The 24,068-nt window shown below is 74.2% G+C and carries 10 protein-coding genes; all 10 read left to right on the top strand.

Translation table 11 applies throughout. The annotated features are described in order from the left end of the window. Positions 1-79 precede the first annotated feature (79 nt). The 10 genes from eccD to OTB19_RS15970 all read left to right on the top strand — a co-directional run bounded on the left by eccD (position 80) and on the right by OTB19_RS15970 (position 24,036). Complete coding sequence (gene eccD, locus OTB19_RS15925; RefSeq protein WP_267798864.1) at positions 80-1,480, top strand: type VII secretion integral membrane protein EccD; 1,401 nt, start codon at positions 80-82, stop codon at positions 1,478-1,480. Positions 1,481-1,497: 17 nt separating this feature from the next. Continuing rightward, positions 1,498-2,973, top strand: a complete 1,476-nt coding sequence (gene eccB, locus OTB19_RS15930) for a type VII secretion protein EccB (RefSeq protein WP_267798865.1) — start codon at positions 1,498-1,500, stop codon at positions 2,971-2,973. A gap of 262 nt (positions 2,974-3,235) precedes the next feature. Then, positions 3,236-3,571, top strand: coding sequence for a hypothetical protein (locus OTB19_RS15935; protein ID WP_150521410.1), 336 nt, complete (start codon positions 3,236-3,238; stop codon positions 3,569-3,571). 100 nt (positions 3,572-3,671) lie between these two features. After that, positions 3,672-3,992, top strand: coding sequence for a WXG100 family type VII secretion target (locus OTB19_RS15940; RefSeq protein ID WP_150521411.1), 321 nt, complete (start codon positions 3,672-3,674; stop codon positions 3,990-3,992). A gap of 173 nt (positions 3,993-4,165) precedes the next feature. After that, complete coding sequence (locus OTB19_RS15945; protein WP_267798868.1) at positions 4,166-4,633, top strand: type VII secretion system-associated protein; 468 nt, start codon at positions 4,166-4,168, stop codon at positions 4,631-4,633. A 92-nt stretch (positions 4,634-4,725) separates the two neighbouring features. Further along, the gene (locus OTB19_RS15950) at positions 4,726-8,166 is read left to right on the top strand and encodes an AAWKG family protein (protein ID WP_267798870.1); all 3,441 of its coding nucleotides are present in this window, start codon (positions 4,726-4,728) and stop codon (positions 8,164-8,166) included. Between the two features lie 73 nt (positions 8,167-8,239). Then, positions 8,240-8,713 carry a YbaB/EbfC family nucleoid-associated protein gene (locus OTB19_RS15955; RefSeq protein ID WP_267798871.1) on the top strand — a complete coding sequence of 158 codons (474 nt, stop codon included), beginning with the start codon at positions 8,240-8,242 and terminating at the stop codon, positions 8,711-8,713. Beyond that, complete coding sequence (locus tag OTB19_RS15960) at positions 8,710-9,078, top strand: hypothetical protein (protein WP_267798872.1); 369 nt, start codon at positions 8,710-8,712, stop codon at positions 9,076-9,078. The genes OTB19_RS15955 and OTB19_RS15960 overlap by 4 nt, the downstream gene beginning before the upstream one ends. Before the next feature lie 56 nt (positions 9,079-9,134). Further along, entirely contained in the window at positions 9,135-20,720 is an 11,586-nt protein-coding gene (locus OTB19_RS15965; protein WP_267798873.1) for a hypothetical protein, read from the top strand. A 199-nt stretch (positions 20,721-20,919) separates the two neighbouring features. Next, positions 20,920-24,036 (top strand): hypothetical protein, encoded by a 3,117-nt coding sequence (locus tag OTB19_RS15970; RefSeq protein ID WP_267798874.1) that lies wholly within the window; start codon positions 20,920-20,922, stop codon positions 24,034-24,036. Positions 24,037-24,068 lie beyond the last annotated feature (32 nt).

Genomic DNA, 24,068 nt, shown 5'->3' on the forward strand with positions numbered 1-24,068 from the left:
GACCGCCCAAGGCCCAACCAGCGCTCCGTCGGCGCCCGTTGGCCTGCCGATCGAACCCGGAGAGGCGTGAGCCAGACCGATGAGTGACAACCAGGTGGCCGGATTGTGTCGCCTGACCGTACGCGCCCCCGCCCGCACCGTGGACCTCGCCGTCCCCGCCGACGTCCCGGTGGCCGATCTGCTGCCCGCCGTCCTCGGCTACGCCGGGGACGACCTGGCGGAAGCCGGCATCGACCACGGCGGCTGGGTGCTCCAACGCCTGGGTGGCGAGCCACTGGACGAGGAGCGCACCCTCGACTCCCTCGACCTGCGCGACGGCGAGACCCTCTACCTGCGCCCCCGGACCGAGGCCCTGCCCGAAGTGCATCTGGACGACCTGGTGGACGGCATCGCCACGGCGCTCCAACGGCAACCCCACGGGTGGACCCCCGCCGCCGCCCGCGCCCTGCTGCGCGCCTCCGCGGTCACCGCGCTCCTCGCCGGCCTGGCGGTCCTCGCCCTGCCGGGCGGCTCCGGCGACACGCGCGCCGTGTGCGCCGCCGTGGCGGCGCTGCTGCTCCTCGCCGGCGCCGCCGCGGCGGCCCGCGCCGTCGGTGACGGCGGCGCCGGAGCCGCCCTGGGCCTGATGGCCGGCCCCTACCTCGCGCTCGCCGGATGGCTCCTGCCCGGCGGGGCCGTCACCGGCCCGCACGGCCAGGAGGGGCTGGCCGCCCGGCTGCTCGCCGCGTCCGTCGCCGGAGCGGGCGGAACGGTCCTGGCGCTGGCCGCGGTCGCCGCGTACGCCGCGCTCTTCCTGGCCCCCGCCGTGCTCGCCGCCTTCGGTGCGCTGACCGGCGCCGTGATGCTCGTCGCCGGACTGCCGCTCGGGGAGGCCGTCGCGGTGACGGCCCTCCTCGCCGTCCTCCTCGGCGCGTTCGTGCCCTCGCTCTCCTTCCGGATGGCGGGCCTGCGGATGCCACCGCTCCCCACCAACGCACAGCAGCTCCAGGAGGGCATCGAACCCCACCCGACGGGCACGGTCACCGCGCGGTCGGTGCTCGCCGACGGCTGGATGAGTTCCCTGTACGGGGCGGTCGGGCTGGTCTGCACCGGCTGCCTCACGGTGCTCGCCCGCCACACCGGGCTCGCGGAAGTGTGCACCTCGGCCGTACTCGCGCTGCTCCTCCTGCTGCACTCCCGCGGACTCGGCAACGTGTGGCAGCGGATGTCCCTGGTGGTGCCGGGCATCTGGGGACCGGTCCTGCTGGTGTGGGCCGCCGCCGCGTCCCACACACCGTCCGGCAGACTCCTGCTCGTGGTGGGGCTGCTCGCCGGCGCCGCCGCGCTCGCCATCGCCTCCTGGACCGTGCCCGGCCGCCGGCTCGTGCCGTACTGGGGCCGCGCCGCGGAACTGTTCCACTCGGCGGCGGCCATCGCCCTGCTGCCGTTGGTCCTGTGGGTGCTCGGCGTCTACGGGGCCCTTCGGTCCCTCAACGGCTGATCCGGGGGAGCGGCACAGTGCAGTCGAAACGCGACCAGGTCCAGGCCCACATGTTCGTCATGGGTCGTCTCACCTCCGCCATGCTCCGCAGCGACCCGGACGCCCCGGAGAGCCCGCAGGGACGCACCAACCGCGGCATCGCCATCGGCGTGGTCATCGCCGTCCTGCTGTCGGCCGGGGCGTTCGTGTTCGGCCTGTTCAAACCCGGCACCAAGGACTCCTGGCGGCAGCCGGGCACCCTCGTCGTCGCCAAGGAGACCGGCTCGCGCTACCTCTACCTGGACGGCCGGCTCCGGCCCGTGCGCAACTACACCTCCGCGCGGTTGCTCGCCGGCGCCGACCTCAAGGTCACCTCGGTCGGGAGCCGTTCCCTCGCCGACACCCCGCGCGGCGCGCCCGCCGGCATCGCCGGCGCACCGGACACCCTGCCCACCGCCGACCGCCTGGACACCGGGCCCTGGCAGGTGTGCTCCGGCACCCCGGGCGGCCCCGCCACCACCGTCCTCGCGGTCGGCGCGCCCACCGGCGGCCGCGGGCTCGGCGACGACGAGGCGCTGTTGGTGGTCGGCCCCGACCGGGCGGAGTACCTGGTGTGGCGCGGCAGCCGGCTGCGCCTGGGCGACGAGGCCAAGGCCGCGCAGGCCCTGGGGTACGACGCCCGGCCCCGCACACGGGTCTCGGCGGCCTTCCTCAACGCCCTGCCCGAGGGGCCCGACCTGACCCCGCCGGAGGTCACCGGCCGCGGCACGGCCGGGCCGCGGCTCGCCGGCCGCGAGACCCGCGTCGGCCAGGTCTTCCGGATCACGGTGCCCGGCTCGACCGCCCGCTACTACCTGCTGCGCCAAGACGGCCTCGCCCCGCTCACCGCGACGGGCGCCGCCCTGGTCCTGGGCGATCCGCGGACCCGCCTCACGGCGTACGAGGGCGCCGCCCCGGCCGCCGCCGAGCTGGGCGCCGACGCCCTGGACGGTCGTACCGCCCCCCTGCCGGCCCGGGGCGCCGCCACCGATCTGCCCGAGGCGCCGCCCCGGGCGGTCGTCCCCGCGACCGGGTCGACGGCGTGTGTCCGGATCGAGTCGGGCGGTGCGGGCAGCCGGGTGAGCGTCGCGCTCTCCCCGGCGGCCGGCCTCGGCCCGGCCGCGCAGCCCGCCCCGGACGGCCTGACCCCGGCCTGCACGGCCGTCGAGCGGATCACGGTCCGGCCGGGCGGCGGCGCCCTGGTGCGCGCGCTGGGCGCCGGCGGCGGCGAGATCGGCTCCACGCTCTACCTGGTGACCGACAGCGGAATGAAGTACCGGATCGTCGGGGCGGACACGCTCACCGCCCTCGGCTACGCCGGGGGTCAGGCCCGGGGACTGCCCTCACCGCTGTTGGCGATGCTCCCCACCGGACCCGACCTCAGCCCGGGGGCCGCCGCGGCCGGTCGCGGAACCACCACCGCGACGCCCTGCCCGGCCGGCGGCGCCGTATCCGATACCGCGCGGCGACCGTGAGCGGCGCGTCGGAGAACCGTCCGGGAGGAACAGGCGTCCTGTCCGTGTAGATGACGCAAAATGCAGGGTCCGTGGCCTACGAAGCTGGATTCTTGACATGGCATCACTGAGAATCCAGGTTGCGGCCATGTTGCAGCAGACGACAACTGCGGTTCTTGTCAGCCCGGTTGAGTACCTTGTCGACTGACGACGGCCGTCCGCAGGCGCCGCCCCCGGCGTCCCTGCGGGACTCGGCGGTGACCATCACCAGGAGGTGCGGCACATGGCAGGCTTCCAGCAGTCACAGGAACAGGCCACCCGGAACGGCATCATGGCACTGGAGCAGGCGTTCACCGGCGTGCAGAACTGCCGACAGGACGTGGAGAACATGAAGTTCAACCTGTCCTCCGGCCTCAAAGGCTCCGACGGCAAGGCCTTCCAGGACCTGCTCAAGCTGTGGGACGACCAGGCGGAGATCATCTCGCGCAACGTACGGGACATGGTCGACACCCTGAACGAGACGCTGCGCACCCAGGGACTCACCCAGGGGTCCAACAACGAGAGCATCACCACCGCGTACAACCAGTCGCAGTCGGTGTTCGACACGCTCAGCGGCTGATCAGGCCATTCTGTCGGACCGGACCGCCTTCCGGCCGGCCCGGTACCGCGAGGACCGACTCCCTTCCTGTCCCCCTCCAGTTGTGAGACGAGGCCCCACGATGAGCGACTTCACCGACGGTCACATCTACGTCGACTACCGGCACATGTCGAACGCGGCGGACGACATGGTCACCCAGACCAAGGCGATCGCCGGCGTTCTGGCCAACCTCGAAGCCGAGCTCCAGGAGCTCAAGCAGACCTGGGAAGGCGAGGACCGTCAGGTCTACAACACCAAGCAGCAGGCGTGGGACAACGCCGTCGAGGCGATGAAGAACCTGCTGGCGAACCACTCCCGACTGCTGACCGACGTGTCCGACAACTACCAGTACAGCGAGAAGTCCCTCACCCAGATGTGGGGAGACGTGCGCATCGGCCGCTGACCCGGCCCTCGAAACCCCGAAGCCGGCACGGGCCCACAGGTCCGCGGGGCGCGCAGAGAGCGCTCCCCGCGACCCGGCGGCCGGGCCGGCGGACGACCCGGCGGACCCGGCGGCCGGACCGGCTACACCGGCCGGAGCGCCGGCAGGAGCAAGAGCGGGATCAGGAGCGGGACATGGCGGAGAACACCCCGGTCAACCTGGACAAGGCCTGGCTGGAGAACTTCCTCAACAACGACATCGCGAACTTCATCGCCGAGATCAAGAAGATCATGGGCGACGGCGTGGGCCCGGACGGTGCGGTGGTACCGGCGCTGGACGCCCTGCTGTCCACGGGAGCCCACGGCGACTGGGTGCTGCCGGGCGCCGAACTTCCCCTCACCATCGGGGGAATGGCCAAGGACGGCGCCACCAATGGCCAACACATCAAGAAGGCGGTCGAAGACCTCATCGGGTCCGTGACCACCGTCCTGGAGGACCAGAAACTCCTCTTCGATGACATCGACGACAATCTGCGCACCAGCATCGACACCCTCCTCAAGGCCCAGGGCGACAATCTGGCCAAGATCGACGGGGACAAGTTCCTCGACATCTTCTCCGACGTCGACGGATCCCTCGGCGGCCATGACGAGGACGACGACTAGTGCTGTGACCGGAAAGGTTCACCGTGTCACGGCGCCCGGCACGGCACCTCGCCGCGTTGCCTCCCGTCCGCCCGACTCCCCGGAGCCCGACCGTGCGTGAAGAGAACATCAAGCCGCTGACCTCGGACAACGATGCCTGGCACCAGGCCGTCAAACTCTTCACCGGCTATGACGCGCCGTTGCGCCACACGCTCTTCGACGAACTCGCCGGCAACGCGGGCATCCCGCAGATGAAGGTGGAGATCAGCAAGCAGTCCCACGTCGACTACGCCGACCCGAACGACTTCAACTGGCGCGTGGAGAACGCGGGGTGGCGGATCGAGAACACCGACTTCGTCATCCCCTTCTACCTCACCGGCGGCGACAACCCGTCCAGCGGCGACCAGGTCTCCATGTACAAGGCCCGGATCACCCTGCTGGGAAACAAGGGCAGCGACGGCCCCCCGGCCGGTGGCGTGGTCGAGGGCGGGGAGTTCAAGAGCCAGTACGACAACCACCTGGGCCTGACGGGGGACGCCGCCGTCTGGACCACCCAGCCCCTGACCCAGTACAGCTACGGGACCGGTCGGGCACTGGAGGCGCTGCTGAACGACCGGGACGGCACGCACGGCTTCCACTGGAACGGCAAGAACGTCCCCAACGACCAGGCGGTCACCCTCACCTCCTTCGACACCGCGGCTTCGGCGTTCGACCGGACCGCCCAGTTCTTCGTCGACCGCCGTGACGCGGTGGAGGAGTGGGAGCGCCGGATCGGCGTCGAGCAGAACGAGGCCTGGCGCGGTCAGGCGGCCGGGGTCTTCTGGAACCTCGTCCACACCCTCGGCAAGCAGTACGACGGTTACGCCAAGGACATGCGTCCCTCCGGCGCGACGGGATCCAAGCAGGGGGACGAACTCCGGCAGGCCAAGACGGACTTCCGCAACGCCGCATCCACCCTCCAGCGCAGTTGGGCCCGTTGGGAGTACATGGAGGGCAACCCGCTGCGGTGGCTGCACGACCTGCTCGTGGAGATCACCGACCACGTGTGGGAACGCAACATCAAGATGATCACCTACAAGGTGCATGCCAACCGGTACGGAGCCACCACGACCTATCACGCCACCTCGGGCTTCGATCAGACCGCCACCCGGTTCGGAATGGGTGACAACTTCGGGCAGCTCGATGACCTCACCACCTGGAAGAAGGTGGGGGAGCGGGCCGTCCAGAACTGGCAGGCGTCCGTCATCGAGAGCCTGGAGGTGCCCGCCAACGAGGCGATCCGCCAGGTCCACAACAGCTGGAGCACCAAGAACTTCGACCTCGGCTCCGTCCGCACCCGCGGTGGCAGCGACCTCACCAGCTCCTACACCGAGGACAAGAACGAGAAGAAGGAGGCGGACGCCGCGAAGGCCGCGGCGGACGCCGCACGCAAGCAGGAAGAGTTCATGGCCTGGCAGAAGGAACAGGCCGCCAAGGCGGAGGCGGAGGCCAAGCGCCGGGAGGAAGAGGCCAAGAAGGAGCAGGAGCGCCGGGAGAAGGAGGCCGACGAGAAGGAGGCCGAGGCCAAGGCGGAACAGGAGCGCAAGGAGAAGGAGGCCGAGGAGAAGGAAGCCGGGCTCCGGGCCGAGCAGGAACGCAAGGAGGCCGAGGCCAAGGCGGAACAGGAACGCAAGGAACAGGAGGCCAAAGCCGAACAGGACCGCAAGGAGAAGGAAGCGGGCGAGAAGGAGGCCCAGGCCAAGGCCGAGCAGGACCGCAAGGAGGCCGAGGCGGAGGCGAAGGCCGGCGAGAAGGAGGCCGAGGCCGAGCGCAGGCAGGCCGAGGCGGAAGCCAAGGCGGAGCAGAAGGAGGCCGAACAGGAGGCCAAGCAGGCCGAGGCGGAGGCCAAGGCCGAGGAGAAGCAGCGCGAGCAGGAAGCCAAGCAGGAAGAGGCACAACGCAAGCAGGAAGAGGCCCAACAACGCCAGGAGCAGGTCCAGGCCACCCAGTTCAACCAGGCGCGCACCGACCAGGAGCGGGCCCGCAAGGAGCAGGAACAGAAGGAAGCCGAGGCCGCAGCGAAGGCCGAGGAGAAGGAACGGGAGGCCGAGGCCAAGCAGGCGGAGGCGGAAGCCGAGGCCGAGCGCAGGCAGGCCCAGGCGCAGGACAAGGCGGAGCAGAAGGAAGCCGAGCAGGAGCGCAAGCAGGCCGAGGCGGAGGCCAAGGCCGAGGAGAGGCAGCGCGAGCAGGAAGCCAAGCAGGAAGAGGCTCAGGCGAAGGCCGAGGCCGCGCAGCGCGAACGGCAGGAGGAGCAGGGACGACTCCAGACCGAGCAGGAGCTGCGGCAGGAGCAACTCCTCACCGAGCAGGAGAAGCGCGAGGCGGAGCAGCGCGCCGAGGCGCAGGCCCGCCAGAACGAGGCGCAGGCCCGCCAGGAGGCCGCCATCGAACAGGCCCAGGCCGCACACGAGAGTGCCGCAGGCCGGCAACTTCCCGGCCTGGACCGGCCCGGCTCCGTGGACCTGACCGGCGGCCGGCTGAACCCGGGCGACCTGCCGGGCGGGCAGCTGAACCCCGGCGACCTGTCCTCGTTGATGCCCGACCCGACCGGTGGCCCCGTCTACGCGGACAACGGCCTCACGATGCCCGACGGCAGTGCGACGACCATCGACGACCACGGCCGGATCGTCACGCACCACCCCGACGGCAGCACCGTCACCATCGACCCGGACCTCCACACCGCCACCGTCACCCGCCCCGACGGCACCTCCACGACCGGCCCCCTCAACATCGGTGACCGCCTGCCGCACTCCGACGGCGGCGTGTCCCACATCGGCGCCGACGGCCGTATCGTCACCGACTACCCGGACGGCACGACCACCACCATCGACCCCGACACTGGCATCGGCATCACCACCCGCCCCGACGGCACCGTGATCAGCGGGCATGTGGGCGGCGACGGGACCCTGCCCGCCGCCCCCGGTTCCCACTCCTCGCTCCCCGGCGTCTCCCGCCCCTCCTCCCACGACGGTTCCCTGGGTTCGTACGAGGAGGAGCTGTACGACCACACCCCGTACCAGCCGTCGTTCGCGGGCAGCGCCACCGGTCCCGCTCCGGCCTACGGCGCCCTCGGCGACGTCGGGACACCGCTCAACACAGGTTCGCTGCCCGGCTCCGGCTCCGGCGCGGGCAGTCCCGCCGGGCCGATGGGCGCACCGATGGGCGGGATGGGCGGTCCCATGGGCGGAACGGGCGGCGGCGGGGGCGGCGGCGGGTCGGGCACCTCCGAGCGGGTCCGCAACGTCATCGACGACGGCCGGACGAACGGCGGCCCGCGCGGTGGACGACCACGCCCGGGAAGCCCGCGAAGCGGACAGGACGAGAACGACGTCCGGGTCACCGCCCCCCGGACCGCCACGACGACCGGCGCCTCGCCGTTCGCCCCGATGGGCGGCGCCGCCCCCGGCGGGCAGCAGACCCAGAGCGGCGACCGCACCCGCGACGCGTGGGTGCAGGAGGAAGAGGACGTCTGGGGCACCGACGAGGGAGGCGCCCCCGCCGTGATCGGCCGATGACGCCCGCCGCCGTTCCCCTCACCCGCCAGGCAGCCGATCCGGGCGCCGACCCGGCCGACCGGAGGTACCACCGGTGAGCGAACCGATGGAGCAGCGCATCGCCAAGGCCATGGCGGAACTGGAGTCCGTCCAGGCCGCCGTGGCCCGCGCCGAGGAGCAACTCGCCGACGCGGCCGCGACGGTGCGTTCACGCGACCGCTCCGTGGAGGTCACGGTCGGCTCGCGGGGCGAACTGACCGGGGTCACCTTCCTCGACGGCAAGTACCGCTCGATGAACCCGGCCCAACTGTCCGCCTCGGTGATGGAAGCCGCCGGACGGGGCCGGGCGCAGATGGCCCGCCAGGTGATGGACCTCTTCGGCCCCCTCACCGGGCCGAGTGCCGCCGTGCCCGAACTGCGCGGCATGACCGTCGACTGGGAGCGGATCTACGGCTCCGCCCTGCTCGACGAGGCCGAAGGCGAACCGGTCCGGCGCCCGGGGGACCGGCTGCGCGACGAGATCCACGAGGACACGGACGACGGACACAGGGGAAGGAGCCGGTCATGAGCGGTGTGTACGAGGCGAGCCCGGAGGCGCTCAGGAGGGCCGTCGAGCGCATGCGGCGACTGCCCGAACTGGCGGAGGGCCTCAGCCGGAGCTTCATCGCGGACGAGCGCAACTACACCCCGTGGCCCGGCTGGACGGACGACTTCGCCCTCCAGGTCCGCCCGGTCTACGAACGGAACAACGAGTACTGCCTGGGCACCGGGCGGGTGCTGTACGAGGCTCTCGACGGACTCGTGCAGGCCACGCTGGCGAACCTGGACAACATCGAACGCACCCGTTCGTACTCCACCGAGCAGATCGCGGAGCACCGGCGCCGGACCCCCGAATCCGTCTTCGACGACCCGGGCACCGGAGGACGCCATTGACCGGGCGCCACGCGGCGGACCGGGACGGATGGGGGCATGGGTGAGCGGAGACACGGGTGCAGGAGATCAACTTCCCGGACGACGTCCGGAAGATGCTCTGGATCCTCATCGGCGAGATGCCGTTGGAGGCCCGGGAGAACCTCGCGTACGACAGCCGTGAGCTGTACCTGAGGTTCGGCCGCGGCATCCGGGACCTCCAGGACGAGATCCAGCTCTCCATCTCCGAGGCCGCCACCTCCCTGCCGGACGACGTCGCCGACCCGTACGTGCGGGCGTTGTCGCTGCTCACCAACGACGGGGGAGTGAACCACCTCAACGCGATGGTCGACAAGCTCGACGACATCGCCCGGGGCCAGATCGACCACTCGATGAGCATCCAGCAGGCGAAGTGGGAGATCATCGCCGAGATCATCGCCCTTCTCGTCGAACTCGCCCTGCTCGCCGCGCTGGCCGTGATCACCGGGGGCACGTCCGTCTCCCAGATGATGCTGGCGAGGGCGCGGAGCCGGCTGGCCGTCCTGCTCATCGTGGACCGGCTGCTGCGCATGACCCACCTCGCGCCCACCCTCACCAGCGCCATCGAGGAGGCGCTCCAGGTCCTCGCCGTCCGACTCGCGCAGATCGCCCTGAACCCGAACGACCGCAGGCCCCACGGGATCGACTGGGAGGACGTGGGAAAGGGGGCCGCGTTCGGCGCGCTCGCCGGCGGGTTCGCCAGTGTCCTCGGAGGCGCGTTCGACCACGCCGGGAAGTGGTTCAAGAACACCTTCGACTCCTTCGACGACTTCGCGAAGAAGAACCCCTTCACGACCAAGTTGCTCGACGGCGTCAACGACCTCGGCGAGGCGTTCCTCGTCGGCGCGATCAGCGAGTCCGCGGCCGAGGTCCTGGTCAAGGGAGCGTTCGAGGGCGTCTGGGAGTTCAAGTGGGAGACGTTCGTCGGCTCCGGCACCAGCTCGATGTTCGAGGTGATGGCCGACGGAGCGCTCGGCGGCGGCGGTCTGTGGCTGCACAAGTGGCTGACCGACTCCCGGGACTTCACCGATCTCAACGACATCGACTTCTCCGGCGGTCCGGACGGCCGCGGCCCCGGCGGCTTCGACGGTCCGCCGCGTTCCGCCCCGGTTCCCGTTCCCGCTCCCACACCGAACCCGACCCCGGTTCCCGCACCCGTGCCGCCGGCGCTGCCGGCCGCGACGGTGGGGGACGACGCCCCGTTCGGCGACCAGCCGTCCACCGCGCCCACCCCGACCCCGCCCACCCCGCCGGCCCCGTTCCCGATGGCGCCGACGACGCTCCTCGCCCATGGCCTGCCCACCGCGCCCGGCGACCCCGGTCCCGACGGGCCCACCGGACCGGAGCGACGGGCCTCCGCCCCCGACCCGCTGCCGCACGTCACCGCCCCGAACCCCACACCCCCGCAGGCGATCGGGCGGACGCCCGGACCGATCGGAACGGGCACCCCGCCGCCCGGGGTCCTCGCCGATCTGCCCGATGCCTCCGACGGCGTCCTCCCAGGGGACAGCGGCACGGACCGCACCGTGCCCGCCCCCTCCGGGCCCGAGGCTGGCAGCACCGTGCCCCCACCGGCCCCGGCCGCCCCGGGAACCGGCGCCCGCCCGCTCCCGGTCGCCGCCGGAACGGGCGGCGCGCCCGACGACGCGCCACGGACCGTCTTCGAGGACGTGGACGGCGACGCGGACCCGGACGCCCATGCGGCCATGGGCCCCGACACGGACGCGGGTACCGGTACGGGCACGGGCATCGGCACGGGTACGGGCAACGGCACGGGTACGGACGCGGACACAGGTACCGGCACGGGCACGGGTACGGAGAAGGGCGCCGGCACGGGCACGGGAGCGCGGTCCGGCGGCAACGTGCGGCCCGTCGGCGTCGAGGCCGGCGGCACGCCCGACGGCGCACCCGACGACACGCCCGGTGACATGGACGGCGAGGGGGCGGCGCACCCGAACCCGGCCCTCGAAACCGCCGCCCCCCGCCCGACGACCCCCGGCGGCGCCGCGGACCCGCCGAGCCGGGTCCGCGGGTCCTCCCCGGACACCTCCACCGCGCCCGGCGACGAGCCCCCGGCCCGGGAGAGCGCCGAGCCGCCGGGCACCGTCGTGGACACCCCCGCGTCGGCCGCCCCGCACGGCGGCCCCGCCCCGCGGACCGGCAACCCGACTTGGGAGGCGGCGCGGTCCGCCGTACCGCCCGTCACCCGGGAGCACCCGTGGACCGACGACGTGCCCGCGCCCGCCGATCCGGCACGGCCCGGCGAGAGCGTCCCGCGCACCATCCGGTCGGTGTTCGACGTCCGTCGGGTCGAGCACGAGGGCGCATGGGTCACCGACCTCACCGTCCAGGTCGCGACCGGACCCGACGGCATGCCCGAGGATGCCTGGCAGCGCGTCCGCGCGGGCGTCGAGGAGTACTTCAACGCGCCGGGCCACCGGCTGCCGAGCGGCGACCTGCTCCAGGTGACCGTCGAGCAGGCGGCGGGCGCCCCGCCCCCGGACGGCTTCACCGGCACCCCGGCGGAACGCGACGGGGAGACCCCTCGCACCCCGTGGTGGACCGGCGCGGACCCGGCCGACCACGCCGTGCGGATCGCCCGACAGCTCGGCCTGCACGGCGACATCCCGGCCGGCCCGGCCGGCGACCATACCCGGCCCGTCCCCGCGGGGTCGCCCCGCGAAGGGCTGCGCGGCCGTGACCTGAGCCTGCTCGCCTCCCTCATCGACGCCCCCAGCGCCGCCCCGGACCCGGACACCGGATTCGTACCGGCCGCCCCGGTGCCGGTCCGTACCGTCGGCGGCCCACCCGGCGCCGCGACGCCCACCCCCCTGCACCCGGCCCCCGCCACGACGAGCGGGCTCCCGGATCCGGCGCCGGGGGAACCCGCGCCGCTCCCGACCGGGACGGGCCCCACCGGTACGGCTCGCCCCGCCGCCGTGCCCGCTTCCGCCGAGCGGGACGGTGACGGTGAGGAACCGCCGCCCGCCGAGGAGACGGCGACGGCGGCGGCGGATGTACCCGTACGGCTCGAGCAGTGGAGCCATCGGCGCGCGTCCGCTCCGGCGTTCTCCCTGCACCTGGACTGGTTCGACCCCGCGAGCGACCCGCTCGACGAGAGGCGTGCGCCGGGCACCCTGCACGGCCTCACCACGCTGGTTCGTGCCCGTGTCCGGCGCGTCCAGGCCGACGACGGGCGCTGGGTGCGCGTCGTCGGCCTGCACCTGCCGGTCCGGTTCGGACCCGGCTTCGACCCCGCCGGGCTGCCCGCCTTCCAGGAGCGGATGCGCGCGCTCCTCGCCGCCCACGTCAACCACGGCCTGCGACTGCCGGGTTCGGGCGATCAACTGCACGTGGACCTGGTGCTGACCCACGCCCCGGACCACGCCGAGGCCGTGGAGCTCAGCCGCGGCGACGACCCGGCACGCAGCGACCAGTTGCACATCCGGCTCGGCGGCGGACCCGGGCGCGACGACGCCGTGGCCCTGCACGAGATCCTGCACTACACGGGGATGCGTGACCGGGGACGCGACCCCGAGTCGCTGTTCCGCCGGCTCCTCGCCGCCGATTCCACCGGGGTGATGGCCGACACCGGTGGGCTCCCCGCGACCGGAGTCGTCACCGAAGTCGACCTGCGCACCCTGGAGTCGGCCCTCGACTCCGGTCCCGCGGTGCGCGACCACCCGCTCACGGCGGGCACCCCAGCGGCCGGAGCCACCACCCCGGGGGCCGGATCGTCGGACGCGGACCCGCTGCCCCCGGACGAGCACGACGACCGCTGGGAGTCAGCCCGGGCTCCGCGCGACTGGCGCGCGCCCCTCTCCACGTACGCGACCACCTACGGCACCGGGTACGACGGGACCGTCGGCCTCGTCCACGTCGAACCGCTGTCCGACGCCGTCGTAGAGGGGCTGCACCGCCAGATCCTGACCCGTCTGGGCATTCCCGCCGGCGCCGCCCACGACCATCCGGTGCGGGTCCAGCTCCGGGAGCGGGCCAACGCCGTCGAGTTGGCACGGCAGTTGCCGTACCTGCGCAGTACCGGCAGGCGGATCACGGTGACGCACGAGGGCCGGGAGCGCCCCGTGGACATCCGGCTCGGCCTGCGGGACCCCGCCCGGTCCCGACGGTACGGCGAGCACGGCGTCGAGGACCCCGAGGGCCGTGTGGAGCGTCGCGGCCAGGGCAGCTCCGAGTCCTCGGTGTCCCAGAACTCCGGGAACGTCCGCACGGTGCCGGTCACCTGGTCCGGAGCGTTCACCGTCGGGCGGGCGGGACCGGTCAGCCGGGTGGACGCGGCGCTGGCGGTCACGCTGACCCACAACCAGTTCTCCACGAGCAGCACCGTCACCTCCGCGGTGCAGACGATGACCGCGCAGCGCAGCAACGAGCTGTCCCAGCCGGTGGAGTTCGTCTCGGAGTGGCAGCTTCGGGTCGACCAGCCGGCGGCCGCCGGACCGGGGAGCGGGAACGCCGGCTGGGGGGACGGCGAGCGGCACGGCCCGGTCACCGTCTGGTTCCCGCAGCACCTGGCCGTGGAACCGAACGGCCCGATGCCGGCGCCCGCCGCCCTCGACGACCTGCCGGTGTGGGGCGTGGACACCGTCACGCAACCCGCCCGACTGCTCTCCGAGGTCCGAGACGCCTTCCGCGACGACCTGTCGGACCTGTCGGACGCCGCCGCGGAGGAGCTGGAGGCGTTCCTGTCCGAGCCCGTGCTGCGCGGCACCCTTCCCCTCCAGCGGGGCGGCGGCCTGTACTCGCCGATCCTGCTGAACGACCGGGGCAAGGCCATCGGCGTCCTCAGGCTGACCACCGTGGTCGAACCCGACCCGGGCCCCACCCACCGCTCGATCGACGGCAAGATCAACCTGGAGGCGCACGTCTCCGAGATCGTGAAGGTGGACAGCTCCGTCAAGTACGCCAGCGGTGTCGCGGTCGACGGCAGCGTCGCCCCCGTCTTCACGTCCGACACGGAGCAGGGCCATCCCGGGGCCTCCTCGCGCGCCCAGGGCACCATCGCCTTCAAGGGCGGCGGGAAGTGGCAGACCAACTCCTCGCTCTCGGCCGGCGGTTCCGCCACCCTCGCGCACGCCGTACGCACCAACCGCAGCCATCTGCTCACCCCGGCGCGGGTCACCTACCGGGTCACCCTCGTGCGCGCTCGCGGCGGAAGCACCACGCACCAGGCCGGCCCCTGGGACGGGGGCCTGCGCATGCGCGTGCTCGCCGCGGCCGACGCGCAGGGCCAGGAGCACGCCGTCGGCAAGGGGACACGGCAGCTCCCCGACGACCTGGAGAACCTCGCGTCGATCGGCCTGTCCGCGGCCCCGCTGGCCGTCACCGGCGCCGAGCCGATGTTCCGGCGGGCCGAGGCATGGCTGCGGGACGAGGGATTCCTGCCGCCCACCCAACGCCCGCGCGCCCCCTACGTGGAGGACGAGGAGCGGGCGCAGGCCCAGCTCGCCAACCTGCGACGCTTCGAACTGGCCCGCTCCGAAGTGGGCCTGCGCGCCTCGGCCGACGCCCTCCTCGACGGCGGCCGGCCGTTCTGGATGGAGCTGCCGTCGCGCACCGGCGGCACCCGCCGCGTCCAGCTGCGCCTGAGCGCCACCCGCGACCCGGCCGCCCGGACCCGCCACCGCCGCACCCTGCCGGGCATCCAGGTCATGGGCATCTCCTCCGTCGGCGTCCCCGGCAACGAGTCCAGGGGGCGCGCCCACGGCTGGCAGGTCGGCATCGGCGGCGGCCCGTCCGGCCCGGTCGGCGACCCCGACGAGGCGCCGTGGACGCTCGCCGGCGCCGGCGATTACACGTACGGTCGGCAGAGCGCCGACACCCTCGCGGCCGGCTCCGGGAACAGCCAGGACCAGTTCTTCATCGGCAGCGGCCAGGACGCCGAGGTCTTCGAGGTGCCCGCGCTGCTGGCGCTGGACCTGTACGAGGACGGCACCCGGCCGAAGAAGCGCTTCGCCGACCCCGGTGACCCGCCCGGCACCCGCCCCCGTCCGCCCGACGAGGAACGGCCGCCCGTCCACACCGTCCCGGGGCGGCTCACCCTCGCCGTCCCGCACCACCGCACCCAGCCGGCCGGCGCCGCCCGCCCGGCGCCCGCCGGCCCCCGGGTACGTGCCGTCAACGCGGCGGACCGGACCCGCCTGGCCATGACGGACCGGACCGGAAACCCCGTACCGAACGTCGTCCGCCTCCCCGACGACGCGATCATGGACAGCCTCCAGGGCTCGGCGGCCCTCGTCGACGCCTTCGACCGGATCGTGACCGGAACCCACCCGGGCAACCCCCCGAAGGGCGCCCTCCACAAGGCCTGGGACGCCACCACCGGCTTCCTGACGGATCTGGCGAACAAGGCCGGCGGCCTCGTCGACAACCTCGACGGGGCCGACCCCACCGACGAGAGCACGCCGTTCAGGGAGGCGTTGCGCGCCGGACTCGGCACCGCCAACCTGATCGCCCGTTCCCACCAGATCTTCAAGGGCGGCTACGTCATCGAGGGTCTGACCCTGCCCGGCCTCGGCGCCGACCACGAGTTCTCCGTCGAACTCCAGGGCTACCTGCACGACCCGGAGAACCCGAACAGCGCGAGCCAGTACCTGGAGACGGACGTCGGAGCCACCGACACCCTCGCGCACCAGAGCGCCGACAGCACCACCCACCAGATCGCCGGGTCCTTCACCGCCGCCCAGCGCCCCGCTCCGGCTCCCCACGCCGCCGAGGGCGGCGCGGGGAAGGTCGCCCGGGCGGCGAAGGACGACCCGCCGGCGTCCGAACCGGGCACGCTGTTCAACCCCTCGGGCCGCCAGGCCCTCACCCGCCGCACCGACACGAGCAAGACCGTCACCTCCTCCACCGGGGTGACGCGCACGCCCACCGAGGGCGGCATGCAGCACCGCATCCGCACCGGCGCGACCATCCTCGTCACCGTGCGCCACGGCCGGCGCAACCTGGTCGGCAACACCCTGGGCGTCACCGGCGCCGATCCCGTCACGATCGCCGTGGAGATCCCGCGCGGCGCCCAGTTCCTGATGAGCGACACCCAACTCAGCCGGGACTCCGAGTGGTTCCGCACCGTCGCCTCGCTGACACCGACCCCGCGTCCCGCAGCCGATCTGCCCCTGCCGGATCGTTTCGCCCGTACCGGGGAGCCCGGGCTGGCCGGCATCCTCTCGGTCCGGCAGTTCGCACCGGCGGCCCACACGACCGCGCCGAACACGACAGCCGCGAGTACGGCCGCCGCGAGTACGAGCGCCCAGAACACGCCGGCCCAGAACGCGCCCGCCCCGGGCACGAGTGTCGCGAACCCCGGTGCCGCGCCCACGAGCGCCCCGCCGCCGCCCGTTCCGCCCGCCACCGCTCCCGTGGAGCGCCGCGACGCCCTGCGGACCGAACTGACCCGGCTGGTCGAGCAGGAGGCCCCCGGCTCCACCAGCCCCGGCCACGCCGCGTACTTGTCCGGCGTTCGGACCCGGATCGCCGACCTGACCACGTCCACCGCCCTGCGCGCCCTGCCCGCCCGCGGCCCCGGCCACGCACAGCGCTTCCACTTCCTGCACGTCGCCAAGGGAGGCGCCCGGCTCGTCGAGGTGTCGCTCCAGGCCAGGCCCCGGCAGGACACCGCCGGACTGCGCACCGTGCGCGGCCGACGTGCCGGGGCGGGCGCCGGCCAGGAGCAGGTGCACGTCCACGCCCCGTCGAACACCTCCGTCGGCACCACCACGACCCGCCAGAGCGCCACCACCTTCACCCCCAACGCCCGCTACCCGCGCCCGGCCGACGACACCCGAACCGACCGCACCGGCCCCGCCCTGACCTACACCACCAGCAGCTCCGACACGGCCAGGACCTCCTCGACGGACGAGGACCGTTATTGGATGCGCACCGACAACGCGGCGGACTTCGAGGTGGAGTACGAGTACACGGCCTCCGTCCGCTCCGAACTGGTCACCGAATGGCCGCTCAACATCCCCGGCGGCATGGTCGAGGCCGGCGTGATCGGCTGGTTCGACGAGAACACCGGCTGGATCGAGTGGGCCCGGCGCATCCTGTTCGGCCGTCCCGAACGCACCGCCACCGTGCCCGCCCTGGTCACCCTGCGCTTCACCGGCAGCGAGGCCGTCGATCCGCCGGCGCCCGCCGACCCGTTGGCGCCGTCCGTGTCGGCCGTCGACCCGCGGGCCGCCGGCGCTCCGGCGGCCGCGGGAGGCCGCCGCATCGGGGCCGGGCAGCGCGTCGTGCCGACCGGCCCGGCCCCCGTGTTCCACTTCAACGCTTACCGCGAACTCTCCCGGGCCCTCGTCGAGGTCGCGCCGGACCTCGCACCGGGCCTTTCCTCGACGTCCCTCTCCGAGTCCGCCGAGGCCGCGGCCGTTCGCATCGGGGAACTCATCCAGGCCGAGAACATCAGCGTGGACCTGCCACGAGGCGCCGGCATCACCTCCTCCATGCCCGGCGCGTATCCGGCGGAGCAGGACGCCGACGCCCCGCCGGGCCTGCGGATCGAGGTCCGCAACCCCCGGCGGATCACCGATGCCGGAGACGTCACCCTGGACCGGCTGCGGCTGCCCGGCACCACCGCGTCGACCGCCCTCACGGTCGGCGGCGCCTCCAACACCGTCCTGCAGACCGCCCACACCGCCGACGCGCTGAATCCGAACCACCTGTTCGGAGCGGGCCTTCCCGTACTCGGCCGGCAGCCCCCGACCCAAGGGCCCGGCACCGCCGTCACCGCGAGCCGCCGCGAATGGTTCAAGCTGGGCGGCACCTCCCTGCCGGCCGACGGCGGACGCGGCACCCGCAGTCACGAGACCATGGTCGACGTCCTGATCACCGTCACCGGGCCGGGCGGCACCCGGTACGTCACCGGCAGCGCCGAGATGCGCCTGACCGAACGCGACGTGCTCGGCCACGGCATCACCGACGCCCGCACCGACCCCCAGGTGTACGACCTCCGGTCGATGCTCGCCGGGCAGCCCGCGGCCGACCTCCGCGACTGGACCAGGCACCCCGTCGGCGACCTGCCCGCCGCGCTGGCCGGCGTACTCGACCTGAACGAGGACGCCGCGCAGATCTGGCTCGCCCCCGGCCCCGACCCGGACGGCTCGCTCCTCGGACGCGCCCTCTACGCGGCCTCCCGCACCGCCGTACTGGCCGCCCGGCCGGTGGAACTCGTGCTGCGGACGGACGACGGGCTCCAGCACTGGGTGTTCGGCGAAGACGGCTCCCTGGCGAGCACCGACGCGGCCACCGTCACCGCCTGGAACTCCCTGGCCGACACCATCACCGAGCACAGCGACGCCCAGCGCGGGCAGGATACGGCCCGACGGCGGGAGAGCGACCTGCGCGCCCCGCGGGCCGCCGCCGTGACCGCCCTCGACGGAGCCGTGAAGGCACTCGCCACCGCGGAGACCGCCCACCGGCAGGCCGTCGGTGAGTTGCGGGGCGCGGTCAAGGCGCACGCGAGGGCCCGCACCGCGCTGACCCACGGGAAGAGCGCCGAAGTCCGTCTGAACGGCCGCATACGGAGGACGGAGAGGGACATCACCGCCGTGGAACGCCGGCTCGCCGCCACCGGGCGCGAGGAGCGCGCCCGGTCGGTCGAGGCCCGGACCGCCGCCGCCGAACTGCGGCACATGGCACGCCAGACGAAGGCACCCCGGCCGCCGCTCAGCGTCGCGGCCGTGCAGGCCCGTGAACAGCGCGCGCGGACCGAACTCGCCCGGATCCAGGGGCAGCAGACCCGACTGCGCACCCGGCTGAACAGCCTCGGTACCGATCTGGCGACCACCCGCACCGCCGCGCAGGCCGCCGGTCTGCGCCTGCCCGGTCTCGCGGCGGCCGTCACGACCACCCGCGCCGCCGAGGACGACCGCCGCACCGATCTCGGCGCCGCCACCGACCGCCGGAACACGGCCGAAGGGCTGCGCGACCGGCGGCGCACGGCCCTCGACGCCGTCGACCTGGCCCTTGATACCGCGCGAAAGGAGCAGATCCGCCAGGCCGCCATCCAGACCACCGCGGCTCGACGACTGGCCGGCCTCGCCCGCACCCTCGGCGCCGCCCGCCGCACCGCGGGCGAGGGCCTGATCGACGTCCCGCTGTCCTCCGTGACGTCGACCCCCGCTCGCGGCCCGCGCACCGCCCTGGCCACCCGCTCCACGGCCACCCCGGCGACACGGACCACGACGGCGGCCTCCTCGAAGAAGCCCCGGGGGAAGAACGGGGTGAAGCCCCCGCTCCCGTCCGCACCCAAGGGAACGGTGGGAGGAACGCAGACCCTGCCCGGAACGGGGACGGGGGCGGGTACCGGACCCGGGACGGGTGTCGGCACCGGGCCGGTCACCCCGGCCGCGTCGGGGCAGTCGTCGCGCCGCCCTGCCGCCGGCCGTCCGCTGCGTACCGTCGCGAACGGCGAGTGCCTGCCGTACGCGTTCCTCGCCGGCGCGCCCCGACTGGTCCGCGACCGGCTGCCCGGCTTGGCCACCAACGACCCGGCGGTCTTCGCCTGGCTCTCGAACACCGCGGGAGTCCGCGCCGACCTGCACGCCCAGGCCACCGCACTGTCGTACACCGGCGCGCTGCCCCCGCACCACCCGTCGCAGGCGGCCGTGGCCGCCCTGCGCACCACCATCGCGCACCGCGTCCAACAGTCGCTCGGCGGAACGCCGTTGCCCGACCAGGTCGTCCTCCAACTGCGCGCTTCGGTCGCCGACGAGTTCGCCCGCCACCTGAACGACCCGGGCACCAGCCGCGCCGACCTGCTGGCGCTCGCCGTGCGGCACGGCGTCGGCCACACCGCCGCCCTGACCGACGGCGAACTGCGGGACGAACTGGAGGCCGTCTACCGGACTAGCACCGCGCCGCTCGACACCACCGAACTCCAGGGGCTGTTGAACGCGGTGCGGACCTGGGAGAACAGCTGGGCCTCCGACTACGGGGACGTGTTCCTGATGCTGACGGCGCACGTCCTCGGGGTCGCCGTCGACGTCGCCCAGCCCGAGTGGGTCGGCGGCCCGTCGAGCGTCCTGGAGCGCTACGGACCCCAGGGCGCCCCCGTGGTCGAGGTCCACTACTCACCCAGGCACCGCCACTACTGGGGCAGCGACGCGATCCCCGCCACCGCCCCCGCCACCACACCGGCCCCCGCGCTGAACTCCGTACCCGCCCCGACCCAGGGCACCGACGACGCGCTGATCGGCCGCGCCCGATCGGCGGGGATCGAGGACCTCGACATAGACGAGGCACTCCTGTCGGCGTTGGATTCCGAGGAGGTCACCCGGCTGCTGGACCGCAGCCGGCCGGTCCCGGTGTCGGAACTCACCGGCGCCGGGGTGGTGCTCACCGCCGGGCAGAGCGCCCAAGCCGTCCTGCTCGGGGGGTCGTTGACGGTCGAGGAACTCGGCCTGTCGTCGCTCCAACACCTGCGGTGGCTGCTGAGCGGCCCCGCGGGGGAGGCGCCGGCGGCGGCGGTGTGGGAGGCCGTCGCGCGGGCCCTGGGGATCCGGAGCACGGCCGCCCCGGCCGGCGGGACCTTCGCCGGCACCGGCACCGACGGAGGCACGTCCGTGAACTCCGGCGACCCGGCGTACGTGGTCACAGGAGACGCGTCATGACGAACCCGCACCCCCGCCCCGTGGCATCGATGACGGTCGGATCCTTTACCTCGCCGTCAACTACCGTACGCCGGAGTAGCGTTGACTCGAACTGCCGGTCGATTGCCGTCCGGCCGGCCAGGATCGGAACGATGACGACAGCGATGACGAGGATCAGCCACGACGGCCGCACGGCGGCGACGGACGGGGATCGCCGGTGATGCTCTGGAACCGACGCAGGGACGAGGGCACCTCGCAGGCCGGTCCGTCCGAGGAGGGCACGGCCGGAGGAGGGGGCTTCCTCGTCGAGGAGTACGACCGGGTCCTGCTGCTCCGACAGCCGTCCGACGAACTGCTCGGGCCGGAGGAGATCGCCGACCTGGTCCGGTGCGCCGAGACCGACGAACCCGGCACCGTCACCGTGGTCGCCGGCGCCGACGAGAAGTCCGCCCCCGCGCTGTGGCCACGGCTCGGAGACCTCCTCGACTGGGTACGCGACGAAGGCGCCACCGCGGTGCGACTGGTCATGTCCGGCTCCGGCGACGGTCGTCCGGGAGGGAACCCGGCAGTGGCCCAACGCATCGCCGACACATGGGAGTTCGAGGTCGTCGCCCCGGACGGAACGGTGCTCTGCGTGCCGGGCGGCGGACTCTTCGTCCACGGACCGCCCGGCGGGGAAGGCGGCGGGGAGCGCGGGTGGTGGCGCTTCCGCCCGGGTGTCGCCCCCGTACCGCTGGGGCCGCGCCAGCCGGTGCCCGTCTGGCGACCCGTCCGACTGCCGTCCCGCACCCGAGGCGGTCGCGTCGTCGAGGAGATCCCGGCAGGGGTCCTCATCCGGTCCGGTGACGGTCCGGCACCCCGGCCCGGCGACCTCTGCTACGCCGTACCGATGGACGGCCAGGGCCCGCTGCTGGTGCTCGGGGTGCCGGACGGCGAGGACGTCGACACCGAGGACGTCTCCGACGTCGTCGCCTCCTTACCCGACGAGGCGCGGGTCGCGCTGCGGGTGGCCCCCGGCGGCCGCCGGGACGTGCTGCACGCCGGGCAGGCCGCCGCCGACCTCGTCGGCGCGGGCGTCGTCGTCTACAGCGGCCTCCCGCTGATCGTCGCCTCGGGCCCGGGGCCCGAGTCGGCCGTGCGGTCCATGGTGGTCGGCCGGGACGGGGCACCGCGCTGGCAGCCCTTCGTCGACTCGGTGCTCTGTGCCCCCGGCGCCCCGGAGCCGAGCCTGCTGCACTGGAGCCCACCCTTACCGGACCGGGAGCCGGCCGAACACGGCGTCGTGCACCTCTCCGACCGCTGGCAGGTCTCCGTGAGCCGGGCGGGCCTGCTGATCGGCGCTCGCGACGACGGCCCGCAGCCCCTGGCGGCGCGTCCGGTGGACGCGGACGGTCCGGCGATCGAGGTGGGACGCCCCGGAGAGGAACTGGACACCTCGCTCTGGCCGGCCCTGTCCGAACTGCTCGACGGACTGGAGCCCGACCTGCGCACCCGAGCCCGGCTGCACGTGCACGGCAAGGCCCTGGACGGCGGCCGTGAACTGCGGCGCCTGGCGGCTCTGCACGGTGTCCGCAGCGTGCGCTTCGCGACCTTCGGCCGTCCCGCGGAAGGCGCGGCCCGCCTCGGCCCCGGTGGGGCGCTGCGTGCCGAGCCCGCCACCGGAGCGTCGACCGCCGCCGTCGCGGGGCCGATCGTCCCCACCACGGCCGGACCGCCCGTCGCGGCGCCGACCGGTTCGACCACCGGGACGGCGGTCCCCGCCCCCCAGGTACGACGTCCGGCGGGGCAGACGCGCGGAGCGGACCCCGAGGCCACGCGCCCGAGCCCGGGGTCGGTTGCGAGCCTGGGTTCGGTTGCGAGCCCGAGCCCGGGGGCGGTCCCGCCCGCCCGCCCGGAGCCCTTCCCCGCCACCGGTTCGGCGCCTTTCCCGTCCACCGGTTCGGGGCCGCTTCCGGTCACCGGTTCGGCGCCCCTCCCGGCCGCCGGCCCGGGACATGGAGCGGAAGCCGGGCCGGCCGGCCCGTCGACCGCCCCGCAGCCCGTCGTGACCACCACCGCGACCCTCCCGGATCCGGGTGCGGGCTCCTCCGGGGACGGATCCCGTGCCCCCGAGAGCGCTCCCGCCCCGGCGGCTGCGGCGAGCGGTGGCCCGGCCGTCGCGGGTGCCGGTCCGTCGGCGCCGGCCGGCGTTGTGACCGCCTCCGCCTCGGCCCGTGTCCGGTCTCCCGAGACACCGGCCGGCGTCGTGCCCCGCACCGGTCCCTCACCCGCGCCGCCCGTCGCGTCCTCGCCCTCTCCGCCTGCGATTCCCTCCGGCGCCCGTCCCACCCCGGACCCGGGCCCCGCGACCCGTCCCGTCGCCGGTCTGGAGAGCGCGCCGGCCGGGCCCCCGCCAAGCACACCGGACCCGCAGCCGGACCCGCAGTCCGATCCGCAGCCGGACCCCCGACCGGGCCCGACGCCCGAGCGCGCCGTTCCGTCGGCGGGACCCGCTTCCGCGCGCCTGTCGGCGCCGCCGCGGGGGTTGCTGCCCCCGGTGCCCGTCCTGCCGGAGCACCACAGCACCGAGGCCGAACGGACGGCGTTCCGGACGCTCGCCGACACGGCCTGGGAACGCCATGCGGCCGCCGTGGCGCGTACGTTGACCCGGCTGCCCGCGCTGCGGGGCGCGGAACAGGTGGCCGCCCGCGCCGACCTGGTGGCCCTGCTGCTCTACCTCGGACCCCCGGACGGCCCCTTCGGCCACCGGGAGCTGGACCGGGCCCTGCGTGCCGGGGGCGGTCGACTCCTGCCGTACGCGGCCTGCGTCGCGTCGGCGCTCCGGCGGCTGCCGTCCTTCCGGGGCGCGGCACTGCGAGGCGCGCCACCCGGAACGGGACCCGGCACGCCGGACGGCGCCGACGCCGCACTTCCCCGGCCCGGGACCGTACTGCGCGAACCGGCGGCCGTGAGCGCCCTGCCGTGCGGGGGGACGGGCCCGGAGATCGGGAGCGCCCGGTTCGCGATCTGGTCGGTGACCGGACGCCGGGTACGGCAACTCTTCGGCGCGGCGGGCTCGTCCGCCGCGCACGACGAGATCGTCTTCGCCCCGGGCACCGCCTTTCGGGTGCTCGAAGTGCGCGGCGACGGCCCCGACCCGCTCGTCCTGCTGCGTCAACTGTCCACTCCGGCGACCGCCCCGCCACCCGCCCGGTACGCGGAACCGGACGCCGAGGACCGGGCGGTGCTCGCACGTCTCGACGAGGCGCTGCGCGGACGCACCGCCGCCCCGGCGGGCTTCGTCTGGCCCGAGCGCTGCGCGGGACCGCTGGGGGGAGCCGGACCGGACACCGACTGACCATCCACGGGCCGCGCCCCGTCGCGGTCCTC

The sequence above is a fragment of the Streptomyces sp. H27-H5 genome, from assembly GCF_026627505.1.
GTDB lineage: Bacteria > Actinomycetota > Actinomycetes > Streptomycetales > Streptomycetaceae > Streptomyces.